Here is a 17,605-nt window from a genome sequence, read left to right as displayed (position 1 = left end):
TGGTTTTTCATGTTCATTTTGCGCATACTTAAACGCCTCCTGTTATTAGAATAGTCCGATTATAACATGCGTAGGGATTGCTCGAAACACCGAAAGCCCCTTACTGCGGGAAAGTTGCAGTAAAGGGCTTTTCATCTCGTTTAGTTGGATCGCGTTTGCGAATATAGCCACTCGATTACCCGTTTGTCTTCGTATACCGGCCCCCAAGCGGAATGAGGGGAACGCAGCTCTCCTGTTTTAAATTCGGTGTAGCGAATATTGCCCCCTACCTTTTCGAGAGCCTCCACCATTAGGCGAGACCCTGACACATCAATAATTTCGTCATCTTCGCCATGGAATGCCCAAATGGGAACATCTTTTATCGTCCCTGCCCTTTCAGGGTGGCCGTATCCACAAATGGCAATCGCGCCTGCAAATAAGTCAGGGTTGTTTTCAATGAAATGCCACGTTCCAATCCCGCCCATGGACATGCCATGGATATATACGCGGTCAGGATCAATTGGATAGCGGTCTTTCATCGACTCGACTAACTCAAGCACCATGCTATACGTTGGTTCTGTTGTCCATCCTTCAAGCAAAGGTACAGAAGGATCGTAAGGGGCTTGTGGCGCTAAAACAAACGAAGGATGTTGTTCTTGCACCTCTGGGCGGGCAAAGGCGACTCCCCCTTCGTTGCCAAGCAAGTGGATCTGGTTGTCGTTGCCTCGCTCACCGCCGCCATGAAGAAAAAGCACGAGCGGATAGCGTTCTCCCTCTTCTTGATTCGGCTCAAATAATCGGTATGGCAACGTTGCTCCCGCTTTATTTTTGTAATAGCCGTAAGAGAAGGACTCGACCGCAGGCGAGCGTACGCCAGTTGAGACGACTTCGTCGCTCGTTGGCGGCAACTGTTGCCCTTCGTTGGTGGTGATCGCTTCAACCTGTTTAATCCGATACATTGGCGTAGGGCGACTGCTTTGATACTTGCTGCCATTCCAACTAAGCGTGCCTCCATGTAAGTCGTTTCCGCTAAATTCAATAATGACATAATGGCCTTCACTTACAGGATTGCCAAGTTCAGGCGCTTGGCCAACGTAAACATGTTCGACGTTTCTTGAAATATGATGGCCACCTTTAATCGCTTGTACGGAATAGCTTGTTTTAGATAAGCTAGTCGACGTAATCGGATCAGTATATTCAATTGCTGCTCCAACTACTTGCTCTCCTGTTGGCGTTACTTCCGTCAGCAAATCGACTCCGGCAATGGAAGACTCGCTTTCGTCCGTCTTATTTATAAGAAAAAGCACAGCAACCACTGCACTTGCCGCAACAATCACCGTGGCCAACATTGATTTTTTAAAGCGCATGGGGCTGTTCCTCCTTTTCCTTCAGTTTCCCCTATTCGTAATCGCAAAACCACCGATGAATCACTTGTCTTTTTGTCTTATTCGATAAGATGTGTTCATAGGCGTTTGCTTATCATCCCGCTTTTTCCTGAGAGCATTTCCAAAACGCAAACACAAATCGCGATCAAGTCGTAATGCGATTTAGTGAGGATGTACTATCGCCTTTTGATGCAAAGCTTTCCGAATCGTCTTCACCGCCACAATCGATATTCGTATACATATCTCCCCTATCTGTTGGGCATTCTATCGTGGAAAATGAAACAAGTTAGAGCCAAACGGCTTAGAAAGGAGAGAAACAATGGGTATTTTAAGTGGAAATCCTAAAGAAGAACCTATGCACTACGGCGAAGTGTACAGCGCCTGGAGCTTTGTATTAGCAGGTAACAAAATGATTGCCGAATATGGGGTCTTATTAAACCATGTCGGCGACAACGACTTAAAAAAACTGCTTCATACCTGTATGGAGCAATGCAAGGAGGAAGTCAAACAAGTTTCTGAACTGTTGAAGGAAAATGGCGTCGCCCTCCCTCCAGCAGCACCAGATGCGCCAAAAGCAAACCTTGATGACATTCCACCAGGCGCCCGTTTTATGGACGCTGACATAGCAGCCTCTGCTTCTGCTACGACTGCAGCAGGCCTCGTGGCATGCAGTAAAATTATGGGCCAGTCGATTCGTGAAGACATTGCCGCCATGTTTGGCCAATTTCATATCTCAAAAGCGACATTGGCAGGAAAGTTTTTACGGCTGTTAAAGGAAAAAGGCTGGTTAGTCCCTCCCCCTCTTCACCAACAACCAGCTGATGAGGACGTGTAATAAGACCATTTTTTGGGTATACACATTTCCAAAACGAACGAAGGAGGAATCACCATGAAACATGTAAAAGCATTAGCGGTTAAAGGCATTATGACGCTTGTGTTCCTTTACGTAATCCTAGGTTTTGGTTTTGGGCTGTCCTTTTGGGATGTCTTTGTAATCACAATCATCCTCGGAGGGATCACCTATTGGTTAGGTGACATTCTCATCTTGCCTAAAATCACGAACATAATGGCCACTGTGGCTGATTTGGGCGTTGCCTTTTTCCTCATTTGGTTGCTAGGAATCGCGCTTGCCCCCATTGCACCAGGCACCATGGCAGGAGCTGCGGCCATTTCAGCAATTGCAATTGCTGTTGGCGAATACTTCTTCCACATTTATTTGGCCAAATTAGGTATTGGTTCAGACCGATTAAGCACTTCCTCTTCATAAAAGCACAGCACCAAAAGGAGTTGTTCTATTTAGGCAACTCCTTTATAGTTTGGCATTTCCCCATTGGGTAAAACCGCACATCCTGCTTTCTGGCATAATGGAAAAGCGGCTCTTGCACTGGCAAATCGATGTTGGCAGCGAGCGCTACTTCGTTCGCCTTCACGTTGGCAGCCGTTTTTTGCAATTGCCATGGCTCATGGTCGATATCTTGATAATACAGATGCCTTGAGGACGAGGCATAAAGCCTGTACCTTTCCACGAGCCAATGCGCCAATGATCCAGGAACGGCGGGCGTTGGCTGTGAAATCGGGAAATACGACGCTGTACATTCAGCATGGCTTCCCGTGTTTCTGCGGCTCCAAAACTGGATCGACTCCTGTTGTTTTGTAAACGTCATCGTTGCGTGGACATAAGGCAAGTGAAAAAATGTCCGTGCCATCTGCACAGCAAGAAAATGGCTTGCGTCTAAACTGAAAAAATAAATGCCTGGCCTTCCTTCGTGTATCACATATGTCCGAACGTTTAATTCAGGGAATGCTTTCGCCCCTGGAAAGGGAGGCAAAAACCGAGGTCGTAATGTGCTCAAATAAAAAGGCAACACACTGACCCAGGCAGTCCCTTTATACAAATCCAAGCTAAGCCCAGCAGGAAGCAGCGGCGTGAGTTGCGTTTTCGATACTTGCCAATGAGCAAACAGGACGTGCTCCCACGTTTGCGCCATGACCCATTGCTTTCTAACAAAAGAATGCAGTCTGTCCGCTATGTTGTTCATCGTCCAATCTCCTTTGTACAACCGAAAGTGTCTCCATTCTTGCCACTTCTTTAGCTAGTTTGTTCCTTATGTAGTTTGGCCCTTTTCAAACGTTCACATCAAAAAAGCATTCACTTACAAGGAGTTCAACATTACAAAACCCCTTCAGTGAATACCCCTGTAGCAAAAGCATGAAACACTGGACGGAAGCTCATCTCATATGAACAACTTCACATTTAAAAACTTAAAAATCGGTCCGCTTCCATTATGTATTGATCCCAAATAAACGATTGGCCCAAGAGAGCAAAAAAAGGTCCTGGCCTGGATAGCCAATGGCCGAAAGCCCAATAGGCAGCCCTTCAACTGAAGCAAACGGAATGGTGATTTGCGGACAACCTGCGAGCCCAGCAATAGACGTTAACTTCATCGTCTGGGCACGTATTGCTTCTAGCTCCTGCCCAGAACCGCCTATTTGCGGGGCAGGACCAGCGGCAGTTGGCAAAAGCACGATTTCGTTTGGCGCAAAGTTAGCTGCAAAGGCGCGCTTCATGGCAGTTTGTTTGTCCTTGTAGAGCGGCAGTTCCTGTTGTGGAAGGGTGCTGGCCCACTGGAATCGGGCGCCAATGTCAGCTGCAAAGGCAGGATTGGCTGCTTGCACCCACTCGCCGTGTTCCCGCCAAATTTCCCGTGCTTGAAGGTGGCGAAACGTTTCAAACCCTTCGTCGATCCTGTCGGGCGTCCATCGGGAAATTTGTTTAGCCCCGAGGCGATCCGCCGCCTGCAAGACAAGCGCTTGAACGTCAGGTTCTGCGATGCATACAAGCGTCTCATCAATCAAAAGTTGCTCGTCCACCTCTTTTTCTACTGCCTGATTGCCGAGCAAGACAGTCCCTATGTCCTTTAGCAACCCGACATCACGGGCCATCCAACCAACCGTATCGAAGCTTTCTGCAAGTGGGATCACCCCGCTTATGTCGACAACGCCATGGCTTGGGCGAAAACCATAAATGCCGCAATAGGATGACGGTATGCGGATCGATCCACCTGTGTCCGTCCCAATCGCAAAATCGGTCAGTTCAGCAGCTACCGCTACGGCTGAGCCGCTTGAAGAGCCACCTGGCACGCAGTCGGCGCCGTATGGGTTTACAGGCGTCCCATAATGGACGTTCTTGCCATTCAAACTGTACATGAGCTCATCGGTGACCGCCATGCCGTGCAAATCAGCGCCTGCTGCCAAAAGTCTGGCGATGCTCGGGCTGTCTGACGTTGCCTGTTGCGCTGTCTTGAGCCAATCAGGATTGCCGGCACTGTTTGTGTGACCCTTCACAGCAAACACGTCTTTCACCGCAAATGTCTTTCCTGCAAGGATGCCCGCTTTTGCTCCCTTTCGTTTCACGTCTTTGTCTATAAACGCGTTCCAATTCATCTGCTTTCCCCCTGTTTAATGAATGTGGAGCAGCTTGCCGCTCGGTTTTCCAATGATGCCTTTTTCCTCTGTATAAATCATTTGCCCACGAAGAAATACTCTCGTCACTTTGCAGCCAATTGTTCGGCCAACATACGGGCTATGCTTATTTTTATAGTAAAGCTGCTCTTTTGTGAGCGTGTAGCTTTGCCGATCATCCACAAACGCGATATCTGCATCTTTTCCAACGGCGATTTCCCCTTTTTTTCCCAAGTTCATTCGTTTAGCTGGGTTTGTCGCAATGAGCCGCGCCAATTGCTCAGGAGGCATGCCGTGCTCCTTAACTGCGGCATCAAACATGATATCGATGTTGTTTTGGCAGCCGGATATGCCGCCCCAAGCTGTAAGGAAATCGCCGTCTTTCAAGTCAGGCGTACACGGCGAGTGGTCAGAAGCAAGCCAGTCGATTTTACCATCAAGCAAACAAGCCCACAATTTCCCCTGTTCCTGCTTCGGGCGAAGTGGCGGTTGGCATTTTGCCAATGGGCCGAGCTCCGCTAACTCCTCAGCAGACAGTAAGAAATAATGGGGACACGATTCTACTGTAACATCGACTCCTTCCTCTTTGGCCCGCTCAATCGCTTCAATCGCTGCGGCGGAACTGATATGGACAAAATGGATTCGGCAACCAGTTTCCTGGGCCGCGGCAATCGTGTCGCACACCGCTTTTACTTCTGCGTCGATCGGACGCGAAGCGACATAAGCGTCAGCGCCAACTGGGCTAAGGAGCTTTGCCCCCAGCTTACTGATGATGCTTGAGTCTTCAGCATGGACACAAAGAAGCTGTCCTTCTTCCGCTAATAGACGCATGCCTGCGCGAAGGTCGTTTACATCGACATTGCAAAAGTCCCCTGGAACATCGGATCCACATGGAGAGAGAAAACACTTAAACGCGACAACGCCGTTGGCGGACAAGCCTGCCAACTCATGGAGATTCGTCGGCACAAGCCCGCCATAAAAACTGTAATCGACATAATTTTGCCCTTTGGCTGCCTTGAGCTTTCGTTGCAAATTGGCACGATTTGTCGTTGCCGGCAGCGCGTTCAACGGCATTTCTACATATGTCGTTGTTCCACCGGCGGCTAACGAACGGCTGCCTGTAAAAAGCCCTTCCCACTCGGTTCTTCCTGGTTCAGAAAAATGGACATGCGTATCAACAGCTCCTGGAAAAACGTATTGCCCGTTTGCGTTTATTATACAGCGCGCTTCTTTTTTATCAATTGGGCCGATTCGGGCAATTTTGCCAGCTTGAATGCCAACATCGGTCTCCTCTACTCCTGATGGTAACACAACTCGTCCCCCAGTAATGCACAAATCGAGCATTTGCCTTTCTCCTCTCGTTTGCTTAGCCTGTCCAGCCGACCGCCTGTGCATAAATTAAAAATGCCATGCCGACGGCCATATAAATCAAAAACAGTGGTAAAAAGAATCGGACCCATTTGTTCCAGCTAACGCCAGCAACAACAAGGGCTGCCATAAAGTAACCGGAAGTCGGAAAAAGCACGTGGGCAAAGCCATCGCCAAATTGGAACGCGAGAATCGCCGTTTGCCGAGTGACGCCCAAAATATCAGACAAAGGCGCCATGATTGGCATCGTTACTAACGCCTGTCCGCTCCCTGAAGGAATAAAGAAATTGATCAACAGTTGGACAACCATCATGCCAATGGCACTAAGTGTGCTTGGAAGCTGGCCAACGGCGATGCCGAGCCCATAAACAATCGAGTCCATAATTTGCCCGTCTTCTAAAACGATCGCAACGGACCGGGCAATGCCAATAATGATCGCCCCCATCAACACTTCGCGAAATCCTTCCGTAAAAGCCTCGCAAATCTTTGTGAGCGAAAGTCCGGCAAGCAGCCCTACAACAATGGCCATGAAAATAAACAGCCCTGACATCTCAAGCATAAACCAGCCAAGCTGTGTCACCCCGTAAATGAGGATCGCAAAGAAAATCGGCAACGTCGCAATCGCGGCCATTTGCCGGCGATGAATCGGCTTCATTGGCTGATTGAGCGCGTCTTTGTATACGAGTCGTTTCGGTTTGTCTTCTGTATAAGTCAAGCTCTCTTTGGGACGAGCCTTTACTTTTGCTGCATACCGCATAATGTACAAACTGCCGATCGCGACAATGACAACAAATACAAGCAAGCGCAAACCAAAGCCCGAATACGTATCAAGGCCGGCAATTTGTTGAGAAATCCCTACTGTCCCAGGGTTCATAATTCCAGCCGTAAACCCAAGGGCTGTAGAAACAAGGGCAATCGCCGTAGCGGTCATCGAATCATAGCCGAGGGAAATAAAGAGCGGAATCAACACAGGAATGTAGACAAGCGATAGTTCTGGCGTGCCAATCGTCGTCGCCACTGCCGCAAACAAAGTGAGCAGCACAGGCACCATCAACACACTATTGTGTTTAAATTTACGAGCAAGCCTGTCGACGCCAATTTCAATGATTTCTGTCCGGCGCATCACCATAAACATACCGCCAATGATAAAGGTAAAAAAGATAATCTCGCTTGCATCGGACATCCCTCTAGGAATAGCAAGCATAAAGTCCATAAAAGATAAAGGCGACCCGTCTATTTGCGTAAAGCTGTCAGGGTCAATCGTCTCTCGCCCATTTGGGCCAGGCATCCGCTCAAACGAGCCAGCCGGAATGACATAGGTAAGAAGCGCGGACATGCCGCTAATCAAAAACAACAACACATAAATATGGGGCATTCGTCCCTTCGCTTTCTGCAGTTTTGGCTGTGGCATCGGTTCCGGCGTAACGGACTGTCGGATATGCTTTTCCATCGCTCTCTCCTTTACTCAAATGTTGCTCCACATTGTAGCGCAACAAATCAGAAAAATCTTTGTGCAAAACAGCTAAACAATGAACACGATGTTGGAGGAAATGACGAGTGGTTGCTAACTGAATCGAGCAGTTGTTGGAAAAAGCTCCCCTTTGTTTGTAAGGAATGCTCACAATAAAAATGATTTCTACAGCAAGAAACGCCGATCCCTTTTAACGCCTTCTAGACGTTTGCCAGCCCTAGCCCTATGTTCCGCCAAAGCGCTAGTCAAACGCCTTTTCATGAAAGATGCCATGCCAAACAGTAGCGTGAATACTTCCTTCCTTACTTACAAGTGGGCTTGCTCCGATAACGTCTGCTGTATGCGGAGGGCCAGGCGCAAATGCAGCGTCGTTTCTGGATCTTTTAAGTCTTTCCCTAGCAATTCCTCCACCTTTTCGAGGCGGTAAATGATCGTATTGCGGTGGACATAAAGACGCTTGGCTGTTTCCGAAATCTGACAATGGGTTTCTAAATAAACCGCAAGTGTTTGCATGAGACTTAAATCGTTTACACGGGGGTCTGATAATTTTTGCAACGTATGCGAGCAAAACTCGGCGAGGTCCTCAGCTGGAATCATCCGCAACAGCTTGGAGATGTCTTTCGCTTGATACGTTTGAATAAATTGTTTGTTTCCTGACAAATGACCAGAATGTAAGGCATTAACTGCTTCGCTATGGCCTTCGATCACATCCCAAAGTTCGTGGCAGACATTGCTAACGCCAAATGAGATCGTGCGGCCAAACTGTACTGCTACCCGTTCCTGAATAATTTCGATCGCGATTAACGTCGGCGACCATTCATCGCTCGCAAGGTCATCAGACTCTACCGCAATCAAAATCAAGCACATATCGTTCATAATAAACAAGTGGGAAACAAACGGAAAAATCGCCAACTCTCCCTCCATAAAATCGAAGACTTTTTCAACTTCAATTTGCTGCTGCTTAAAACCAAGCTGCTTTTCCTCGCTATCTAGCCTGCCAGCTATGCATTTATACTTCTGCTCAGTCGACAAATCGAATTCAAGCGCCCGGTTCAACGTTTCTTTCTTCGATGAATACCTTTTTTTAATGAAATTTAGGAAAAACTCGTTTTTTGCTCTTCTTGTATACTGGTTCAGTGCATTGTTTTTCATCAATTCAAACGCTATGACGTTGGCTGCTTGTTCAATTGTCAGCAAATCGCCGTTATCTAAAGCTGTTCTCTCAGCAAACACGAGTAGCGCGCCGTTTTTTTGTTTGTCCGTCCTGACCGGAAAAGCGGTCAACACCTCGACCTGCCCTTTTCCAGTCACTATCGAAAAACACGTACAAACACTTTGTGGCAAAAATAATGAAAAGCCCATGCGGTATAAATATTGCATACCAGCTAGAACAGCGCTCGATGATTGGGAAGTGCCAACAAGCTGGCAACGTTCGTCAAGAAGCATCGTCGGGCTGCCAATCATGTTTGCCACATTTTCTAACAATTCATCAAGCCCTTTTCCAGTCATAAGATGGGCTGAAAATGTTTGGTGCGCTTCAAGCGCAGATTTTAGTTCATTGGTGCGCAAATCAAGAATCGCACTCAATGTTTGATTGACAATTGTTCCAAGTCCAACCTCTTCCGAAAGTTCAATAAGCGGAAATCCGTAAGTGTCAGCGAGTTCAATCGCTTCTTTTGGAATCTTGCCAAGAAACCGCTTTGTTTTGATGCCAAGGCCCGCACAGCGCTTTTCTATCATTGTTTCAATTAAACTAGTCAGCTTGCTCGCGTCCTCTTTGAAGTGGTAACCGGTTGTAACAAGCAAATCGTTTCCCTTTAAAAAGCCAGCAATATCAGGGGCATCCATCATGTTGACATGCTCAATGTTGCGGTCAGCTCCTGCTTGCCCTGCGGCCAAATGCGCCCCTGCAAAGACAGGCAACGTTAGTAATTGGGAAATGTCCATTTGTAATCCCCCTTCTGTTTTTCCGTGAATTAGTCAGATTGCACAATCATAACGAAAATAATTAATAGATATGCCAATGATTTATCGGTAGCTTACCAGTAAAATCAGTCTCACACAGAATCATTCGCAGCATTTCTGACATAAAAAATAAAGCGAGGGATACAATGGCGATTAAACACAGCTCAAACATCGAACAAGTCCGTTCCTATATTGATTATTTTGCTCAGTTTGGGCAAACAAGCGACGGCGGCAATACACGCCTACTTTATACACCGGCTTGGCTCGATGCCCAACAAGCGATATTCGGCCTCTTTCAGGAAAAAGGGCTTGCACCGTTTTATGATGACGTCGGGAATGCTTATGGACGTATGGAAGGGACTGAGACAACCAATAAAACGATTGTCACCGGTTCCCATATAGATACTGTTATCAACGGTGGCCGTTTTGACGGCGTTTATGGCATTATCGGCAGCTTGCTTGCCGTTTCACGTCTAGTTGCCCGCTTCGGGCGCCCGAAAACAACCATTGACGTCTTGTCTTTATGCGAAGAAGAAGGCAGCCGCTTCCCTCTTGCTTTTTGGGGCTCTGGCAACATTACAGGCCGTTACAGCAAGACAAACCCTGATACAATTGTCGATGCCTCAGGCATTTGCTTAGGCGAGGCGATGCGTGAAAATGGATTTGGCCGTGGCCATTACCAGCCGCCTGATCGTTCAGACATTGGCTGTTTTATTGAATTGCATATTGAACAAGGACAAGTGCTAGAGTCAAGTGGCAACACAATTGGCATTGCCCAAGCGATTGTCGGCCAACGGAGGTTCACCATAACGGTAACAGGTTCCGCGAACCATGCGGGTACGACCCCGATGGGGTTGCGCAAAGATGCATTGGAGCTCACTTCCATGTTGATTCCCCGTTTATTGCAAAATGCGAGAGAGTTGGATTCAGATTTCGTTGCCACTGTCGGGCAAATCGAAGCCCTTCCAAATACAGCGAATGTCATTCCTGGCAAGGTGGTTTTTTCCCTCGATATTCGCCACCACGATACCGCCATGCTTGACCGTTTTTGCGCTGCAATGGATAAGGATTTCCGCGCCCACGAACAACAGAGCGGCCTTGTAATTTCTGTGAGCCAGTGGGCCGATGTCGCTCCGGTAGCAATGGACACAAACTTGAGCACGTCCGCCTTCGAAATAGCACAACAAACGAGCTTGCCTGTACAATATATGTATAGCGGCGCTGGCCACGATGCCCAAATTTTCGGGAGCTTTTGCCCGGCGACATTGCTTTTTGTGCCTAGCAAAGGGGGGATTAGCCATTCTCCGTTAGAATATACAACCGATGAACAGCTTGAAGCTGGCGTTTCCGCACTTGCCGCGCTGTTATATAAGCTTGCTTACTAGACATGGATAGAAAAACCGCAAAAGATAGGAGAATACCGATATGGACGCATCCCTCTCGCCGAAACGGACGATTATGACGCCAGGGCCAGTCGAAGTGGATCACCGTGTCTTGCGTGCAATGAGTGCACCGATTTTAGGGCAATTCGATCCGGCTTTTACAGACATGATGAATCAAACAATGGACCAATTGCGCAAGCTGTTTCAAACAACAAACGAATGGGCTTTTCCAATCAACGGCACGTCGCGATCTGGCATTGAGGCTGTCCTCGCCAGCCTAATTGAACCTGGGGACCGCGTGCTCGTCCCTGTCTATGGGCGATTCGGCCACTTGCTTGTAGAAATTTGCGAGCGTTATCGAGCTGATGTGTGGAAAATCGAGTGCGAATGGGGCACCGTTTTTAATGAAGAAGAGGTCATCGCCCAAATGCATGCAATCCAGCCAAAAATGATCGCTTGTGTCCACGGGGAAACGTCAACGGGATGTATGCAGCCCCTTGCCCAAATTGGCAAAGCTTGCCGCGAACAAGACTGCTTGTTTGTTGTCGATGCGGTCGCAACGATTGGCGGGACAGATGTGTTCGTTGATGAATGGTGCATCGATGCGGCCATCGGCGGCACGCAAAAATGCTTGTCCATTCCTGCTGGCATGGCGCCAATCACATACAACAAACGTGTAGAAGCGATCCTTGGGCGCCGCAAAAAAGTCGAGCGTGGCATTGCTACTGCCGATGACCAGAACACACCAACACAAGGCGCGCCGATCGCCAGCAACTATTTTGATTTGGCGATGCTGCAAGATTACTGGAGCCCAAGGCGGTTGAATCATCATACGGAAGCAACATCTATGTTGTATGCTCTCCATGAGGGTTTAACACTCCTCCTTGAAGAAGGGCTTCCCCACCGGTTTGCGCGGCATGCCTACCATGAAAAAGCGCTGATTGCCGGGCTAACAGCCATGGGCCTTGAGTTGTTTGTCACCCATGAACATAAATTGCCGATGGTGACTTGCGTCTGTGTGCCTGAGGGGCTTGACGCTGATCACGTGCGTGCCTTTATGTTGCGCCACTTTGGCGTAGAAATCGCTAGCTCGTTCGGACCGCTCCACGGAAAAATCTGGCGGATTGGCACAATGGGCTCTAGCTGCCGCAAGGAAAATATTTTGTTCGTGCTCGCGGCACTTGAGGCAGCGCTCATCTACAATGGCGCTAAAGTGGAAGCAGGCAAAGGAGTGCAAGCGGCTCTTGTTTACTATGAACAAAAGAAAAATGCCTGCTCCACTTTCTAAATCAGTCGAAATAAAAAAACCGAGTAAATGGCTTAAAGCGATTCGCTCGGTTTTTTCATGGTTTTTGGATCCTATCGGTCAGCGTCAAATTTTCTCGCTTGCTTTTTTAAAGAGGCATAGTCATTATCTAGACGCAGTACATACCACTAGACACAAACCCCATATTGCTGTATCGTTTACATTCGTTTGCATAAAAGTTAAGGGATTTTCAAAGAAAGGGGTTAAAGATGGCTCGCTTGGCAAATAAAAAAGCGATGATTTTGTTTGTTTTTATGTTAGGGACGTTTGCCGTTGGGATGACTGAGTATGTAGTCACTGGCTTGCTCACCCAGTTTGCTGAAGATTTAAATGTCGCTGTTTCGCTAACAGGGCTTTTGCTAAGCGTTTATGCAATAAGCGTGGCAATATTTGGACCTGTTCTTAGAGTATTGACGATTAAAATTCCGCCCAAGCCTTTGTTAATCGGGCTTGTCGCTTTGTTCATTATAAGCAATGTGGTCGCAGCCACAGCGCCGAATTTTGAAGTGTTGTTAATTTCACGCCTACTGTCTGCAACCATGCACGCTCCCTTTTTTGGTCTCTGCATGTCTATGGCAATCCAACTGTCAGACCCGAATGAGCGAACGGGCGCTATCGCCATCGTCCAAGGCGGCTTAACAATTGCCGTGATGATTGGCGTGCCGTTCGGCTCCTTTCTCGGCGGGATGCTTAGTTGGCGTCTTGTATTTTGGTTTTTAGTTATGCTCGGGACTATTGTGCTTCTAGGCTTAATATCCGTTGTGCCAAATGAGCAACACCGGCAACTACCACAACTCAAAAAGGAACTCGGGGCACTAAAGAGCAAAAACGTGCTCATGGTGCTAGCAATCATCGTGTTTGGGTATTCCGGCGTATTTACTGCCTATACCTTTAAAGAGCCGATGTTACGGGAAATTGCTGGGTTTGGCGTTACTGGCGTCACATTCGGGCTGTTTGCCTTTGGGCTTGGCGCGGTAATTGGCAACTTTTCATCAGGACGCATCGTTCCTAGAGCTCTTACAAAAAGCTTAATGGTTTCTCTTGTCTGCTTATCCGCCGTGTTAGCCTCGTTTTCATTTATGTTGCAAATTCCCAGCCTGGCCTTTTTCATTTGCTTCCTGTTTGGAGTAGGTACGTTCGGGACGACGCCGCTGTTAAATGCAAAAGTGATTTTGGCTGCCCGGGAAGCACCGATGCTTGCTGGAACAGTAGCTGCCTCTGTTTTTAATGTCGCGAATGCACTAGGTGCCACACTTGGAACCGTATTTTTGGATGCTGCATTGAGCTACAGGATGATTACTTTAGCCGCAGCTGCGATTGTATTGTTCGGCTTGTTATTAACGATCATGGCAAGCCGAGTTGAGGATAAAGAAGTCTTTCAGTAAACAACAAGGGATCATCCCGCCTGGTTGCCAGTACGGGATGATCCCTTGTTAGCGTAATCATTCACCGATTTTGAATCAACTATATTTCGGCGCCTACAATTTTTTCATAATATATAACAGATAAGGGGCGCCAATGATCGCAACGAGCAAGCCAGACGGAATGTCTTTTGGATAAAGGACCAGCCTGCCTAGCAAATCAGCTGTCACAAGTAGAATTCCGCCTAGCAACATGGAAACAGGGACAACGAAACGGGTTTTGACGCCAACGATTCCCCTAGCAGCGTGGGGAGCAAGAAGGCCGATAAAACTAATCGCCCCTGCCACGGCCACCGCGGCCGCTCCAGCGCCAACCGCCAAAAGCAAGACGAGGACGCGGACAAGCTGAATACGCAAGCCAAGTGTAACCGATACTTCTTGATTTAAGGCAAGAACGTCAAGTTGACGGGAAAACGAGTAAGAAATAGGAACGAGCGCGATCAGCACGAAAGCGAGAAACCAGACATCCTGCCAATTCATCCCATAGGTGCTTCCTGCCAACCAGAGGAGGACAGGCGCAACGCCGACCCCTGCCTTTACAGTTAAAATTTGAATGATGCCTGACCCCATCGCTGAGACGGCGACGCCCATTAACGCCAAAGAAATCGGTTCCCAATTCGATCGTTTCGTCGCTAACAGAATAACAGCGATTGCCAATCCCGCGCCGGTGGCTGCCCCTATAGGCACCCAGGCAAACGATAGTGACGGAAACAGCACTAAAACAGACAAAGCGCCGACGCCACCGCCAGAAGTAATTCCCAAAATCGATGGGTCGCCAAGTGGATTGCGGAGCACACTTTGCAGCAAAACACCGCAAAGGGCTAACAACGCACCAACGAGAAAGGCAACAAGCACCCGCGGCCAGCGGAATTGTACCGTGACTGTATCGAAAAGGGCCCCTGATGCCATTTCCGAAAAACCGTAAAAGCTACCGCCGCCGAACGCTAGCGCACATGTCGCTACTACGAGCAAAACCGCCACCATACTTGCAATCAACCAAGGAAACGACAGCTTGCTCCGATTCCCACGCAGCGTCTGATTCTGCCCTTTATAGCGTTTTCCCGTCCGGTAAGCTAAATACATCAGCCATGGCCCGCCTATCAAAGCAGTGATCGCGCCAACGGGGATTTCACTTCCCGGCTGAATGAACCGAGCCAGTACATCTGCAGCGATGAGCAAAAAGGCGCCCCACACAAAGGCATGGATAAGCTGCTGCCTATGGCCGCGAATGCCGAGCATCCGCACAATGTGTGGCGCCATTAAGCCAATGAAGCCAATTGGTCCAGCGACGCTTACTGTCGCAGCTGCCAACACGATGGCCAACAACCACCCAGCTGCTTTAATTCGCTGAATAGACGCGCCAAGGCCAGCAGCAGCCTCTTCCCCTAAAAGCAGCAAGTCAAGTTGTTTCCCTAATAAAAGCAAAAGCAGGCCGGCACAAACAATGAACGGAAGTGCAAACCGGAATCCAGACCAATCATTCTGGATCAATGTGCCTGCCCCCCATAAAAACAAGCCGTTCGTCTCTTGCTCAAACATAAGCTGCAAACCGCTCGTCACTGCCGCAAACAAAAGAGAGACAATCATTCCCGTCAAAGCAACGCGAACGGGATCCATTGCTCGTCCAGCAAGTGAGAAGACAAGAAGCGCCGCTAATGCAGAGCCGAGAAAAGACACAATAAATGGGTACGAACTATTTATGCCTGGCAAGAAAACAGCTGCAGCTACGACCATAAAATAGGCCCCTGCATTAATTCCAAGCGTCCCCGCCGAAGCAAGTGGGTTTTTCGTCAGCGTTTGCAGCACGAGGCCTGTCATTGCCAAAGCGCCGCCAGCTAATAAACCGACAGCGACCCTTGGCATACGGACGCCAAAAATGACGCTTTGAATGCGGCCATCTCCTTCCCATAAACCAAGCACAAGCTCCTTTAGTGTAAACTGTGCTTGCCCTTGTGTTAAATGAAGGCCGGAAATAACCAACAACAAGGAAAGGCCTACTATTAAAAGAAAAAAGGAATAAAAAACGCTCTTGCCTTGTTCATTCATCGCTTACTGGTCTAATGCTTCAACGGTGCGGTCAATCAACGTCATTGCCGACAGAGGACCACCGTACGGCCACGTGTCACCGCCAAGGGCATAAACCCGGCCCTCCTTTACAAAATCCAAGTCATTCCAAACCGCATTGTTTGCCAGCCCTTCCTCAAACAAGCCATCATCGTCTTGGACGATATGGAGGAAGTTTGCGTCTTCGACTGAGAGCAGCTCCTCTACCCCCGTCGTAGCGTACCCGTACAACTCAAAGCTTCCTGAATCATAGGCATTGTTCAAACCAATTTTTTCTAAAATCGCTGGCGCCATTCCATTCGGATTAAATAAGCGGAACACAGGCGCCTGGTTATCGGTATAGGCCATCGTCAACACGAAATCTCTCGTCTCCAGGTCCATAGACTCGATTTTTTCCTTGCCTTCTTCATATTTTTCATCAAGTTCAGCCAGTACGGCTTCCCCTTCCGCCTCTTTGTCTAACACTTTTGCCATTTCGCGGAATGTCGTTTCCATTTCTTCATAATGGGTAATGCCTTTGCTTTCTTCAGGATAAGGATCAAAGATGAGCATTGGCGCAATGTCTTTCAGTTCCTGTTCAATGTTTTCAGAACGATAATTTGCTGATATAATAAGGTCTGGCTCTAATTGGGCAATGGCTTCCAAATTCGGCTCAGTTCGTAAGCCTACATCGACGACATCGTCTGAAAGCTCTTCGCGGATATCTACCCATTTGTGGTAATTTTCGACGTCAGCCACTCCAACTGGCTGGACACCAAGGGCCAACAAATTTTCCACATACGTCCAGTCAAGGGCGACAACACGTTTAGGCGGTTCTGTAAACGTTTGCTCTCCTTGTATGTCTGTAACCGTAATTGAACCCGTGTCGCCATTGCCAGCTTCTGACGTATTTTCTTGTCCATTCTCATCGCCACTGCTATTGCATGCCGCTAATAACATAAACGCGCTGGCGGCAACAATTAAATGCCTCTTTTTCATCTATTTTGCCCCTTTTGTTGATAACAATTTTCATTCTCAATAACAATATAACGGCTTCGACTGAAATCGGCAAGCCTTTTTCCAATCAAATCCGGCGAGAACTTCCTATTTGTTCATAGCTAGCAGCTGTTTCATCGCTATAAGCTCTTCTTCCTTCGCAACGGCCATGCTTTTGTCGAGATACTTGCTTGACGTTAACTCTTGAAAAGTGCTGCGCTCTTATAGAATTATGCTATTCTAATAGTGTGTGAAAAGGAGAATGAGCGTGATTCAACGACTCACGCATCTTAGTCAGCATTCACACCTAGATAGGAGAAAGCAGGTATCGTAATGGAAAATCGTTCAGCTGCTGCATTGTGGCAGTCCTTTAAAAACTGTTCTCGAAACGCGCCAGATCACTATGAAGCTTGGGCATTCGGCAATACGGAAGAAATGGCCGATGAGCTGGCCGAACTCGTACTAGCTGGGAAGAAAACAGCCACTTCTTCCAATTACACACTATATGAATTGGAGCAAGAACCGCTGCCAAAAGTTGGTCAGCATCATGTGCTGCTCAATGGCAAAGGGGAAGCGGTCGCTGTGATTATGACAACGGCTGTTACTGTCATTCCCTACAATCAAGTGACAGAAGAACATGCTTTTTTGGAAGGAGAAGGAGACCGTTCCCTTGCTTATTGGCAACACATGCACGAACCGTTTTTTACATGGGAGCTTGAATCTCATGGGCTGGCCTTCCACCATGATATTCCCGTTTTATGCGAACAGTTCAAAGTCGTGTATAGGCGCTAAAGAGCTGGCTTTCTTAATAGAAAAACCAGCTCCTG

The 17,605-nt window shown here is 48.0% G+C and carries 14 protein-coding genes; 6 read left to right on the top strand and 8 right to left on the bottom strand.

Annotation, left to right across the window (positions count from 1 at the left end):
- Nucleotides 1–140: 140 nt before the first annotated feature.
- A complete protein-coding gene (locus N6H06_RS02025; protein WP_263705502.1) occupies nt 141–1,346 on the bottom strand; it encodes a prolyl oligopeptidase family serine peptidase in 1,206 nt (401 codons plus the stop codon).
- A 337-nt stretch (nt 1,347–1,683) separates the two neighbouring features.
- Here N6H06_RS02025 and N6H06_RS02020 point away from each other — a divergent pair, with 337 nt between their 5' ends.
- Together N6H06_RS02020 and N6H06_RS02015 are read left to right on the top strand one after the other, a co-directional pair.
- Nucleotides 1,684–2,199 carry a DUF3231 family protein gene (locus N6H06_RS02020; protein ID WP_212954520.1) on the top strand — a complete coding sequence of 172 codons (516 nt, stop codon included), beginning with the start codon at nt 1,684–1,686 and terminating at the stop codon, nt 2,197–2,199.
- A 54-nt stretch (nt 2,200–2,253) separates the two neighbouring features.
- Nucleotides 2,254–2,631: a DUF2512 family protein gene (locus tag N6H06_RS02015; protein WP_062745228.1), complete on the top strand. Its 378-nt coding sequence runs from the start codon at nt 2,254–2,256 to the stop codon at nt 2,629–2,631.
- Between the two features lie 25 nt (nt 2,632–2,656).
- On the opposite strand, the gene N6H06_RS02010 is transcribed toward N6H06_RS02015, so the two are convergent.
- The 5 genes from N6H06_RS02010 to N6H06_RS01990 all read right to left on the bottom strand — a co-directional run bounded on the left by N6H06_RS02010 (nt 2,657) and on the right by N6H06_RS01990 (nt 9,612).
- Nucleotides 2,657–3,403: a YqjF family protein gene (locus tag N6H06_RS02010; RefSeq protein WP_212954521.1), complete on the bottom strand. Its 747-nt coding sequence runs from the start codon at nt 3,401–3,403 to the stop codon at nt 2,657–2,659.
- A 244-nt stretch (nt 3,404–3,647) separates the two neighbouring features.
- Nucleotides 3,648–4,808: an amidase gene (locus N6H06_RS02005; protein ID WP_263705501.1), complete on the bottom strand. Its 1,161-nt coding sequence runs from the start codon at nt 4,806–4,808 to the stop codon at nt 3,648–3,650.
- A gap of 15 nt (nt 4,809–4,823) precedes the next feature.
- Entirely contained in the window at nt 4,824–6,170 is a 1,347-nt protein-coding gene (allB, locus tag N6H06_RS02000) for an allantoinase AllB (RefSeq protein WP_263705500.1), read from the bottom strand.
- Between the two features lie 22 nt (nt 6,171–6,192).
- Nucleotides 6,193–7,644 carry a YfcC family protein gene (locus N6H06_RS01995; RefSeq protein ID WP_263705499.1) on the bottom strand — a complete coding sequence of 484 codons (1,452 nt, stop codon included), beginning with the start codon at nt 7,642–7,644 and terminating at the stop codon, nt 6,193–6,195.
- Nucleotides 7,645–7,971: 327 nt separating this feature from the next.
- Nucleotides 7,972–9,612, bottom strand: a complete 1,641-nt coding sequence (locus N6H06_RS01990; protein ID WP_212954525.1) for a PucR family transcriptional regulator — start codon at nt 9,610–9,612, stop codon at nt 7,972–7,974.
- A gap of 164 nt (nt 9,613–9,776) precedes the next feature.
- Here N6H06_RS01990 and N6H06_RS01985 point away from each other — a divergent pair, with 164 nt between their 5' ends.
- From N6H06_RS01985 to N6H06_RS01975, 3 genes are all read left to right on the top strand, one after another.
- The gene (locus tag N6H06_RS01985; RefSeq protein ID WP_212954526.1) at nt 9,777–11,015 is read left to right on the top strand and encodes a hydantoinase/carbamoylase family amidase; all 1,239 of its coding nucleotides are present in this window, start codon (nt 9,777–9,779) and stop codon (nt 11,013–11,015) included.
- Nucleotides 11,016–11,055: 40 nt separating this feature from the next.
- A complete protein-coding gene (locus tag N6H06_RS01980; RefSeq protein WP_263705498.1) occupies nt 11,056–12,300 on the top strand; it encodes a pyridoxal-phosphate-dependent aminotransferase family protein in 1,245 nt (414 codons plus the stop codon).
- A gap of 227 nt (nt 12,301–12,527) precedes the next feature.
- A complete protein-coding gene (locus N6H06_RS01975; protein WP_263705497.1) occupies nt 12,528–13,703 on the top strand; it encodes an MFS transporter in 1,176 nt (391 codons plus the stop codon).
- A gap of 93 nt (nt 13,704–13,796) precedes the next feature.
- Here N6H06_RS01975 and fhuB read toward each other — a convergent pair whose 3' ends face one another.
- The gene (fhuB, locus tag N6H06_RS01970; protein ID WP_263705496.1) at nt 13,797–15,785 is read right to left on the bottom strand and encodes a Fe(3+)-hydroxamate ABC transporter permease FhuB; all 1,989 of its coding nucleotides are present in this window, start codon (nt 15,783–15,785) and stop codon (nt 13,797–13,799) included.
- Between the two features lie 3 nt (nt 15,786–15,788).
- A complete protein-coding gene (locus tag N6H06_RS01965; protein ID WP_062745217.1) occupies nt 15,789–16,781 on the bottom strand; it encodes an ABC transporter substrate-binding protein in 993 nt (330 codons plus the stop codon).
- A 330-nt stretch (nt 16,782–17,111) separates the two neighbouring features.
- Between N6H06_RS01965 and N6H06_RS01960 the strand changes: the two genes are divergently transcribed.
- Nucleotides 17,112–17,570 carry an ASCH domain-containing protein gene (locus tag N6H06_RS01960; RefSeq protein WP_263705495.1) on the top strand — a complete coding sequence of 153 codons (459 nt, stop codon included), beginning with the start codon at nt 17,112–17,114 and terminating at the stop codon, nt 17,568–17,570.
- The last annotated feature ends 35 nt before the right edge of the window (nt 17,571–17,605 follow it).

It is taken from the genome of Shouchella tritolerans (assembly GCF_025770735.1).
Classification (GTDB): Bacteria; Bacillota; Bacilli; order Bacillales; family Bacillaceae_D; genus Shouchella; species Shouchella tritolerans.
The sequence above is the reverse complement of the archived record's forward strand: the minus strand, read 5'-3'. Positions and strand labels throughout refer to the sequence as shown.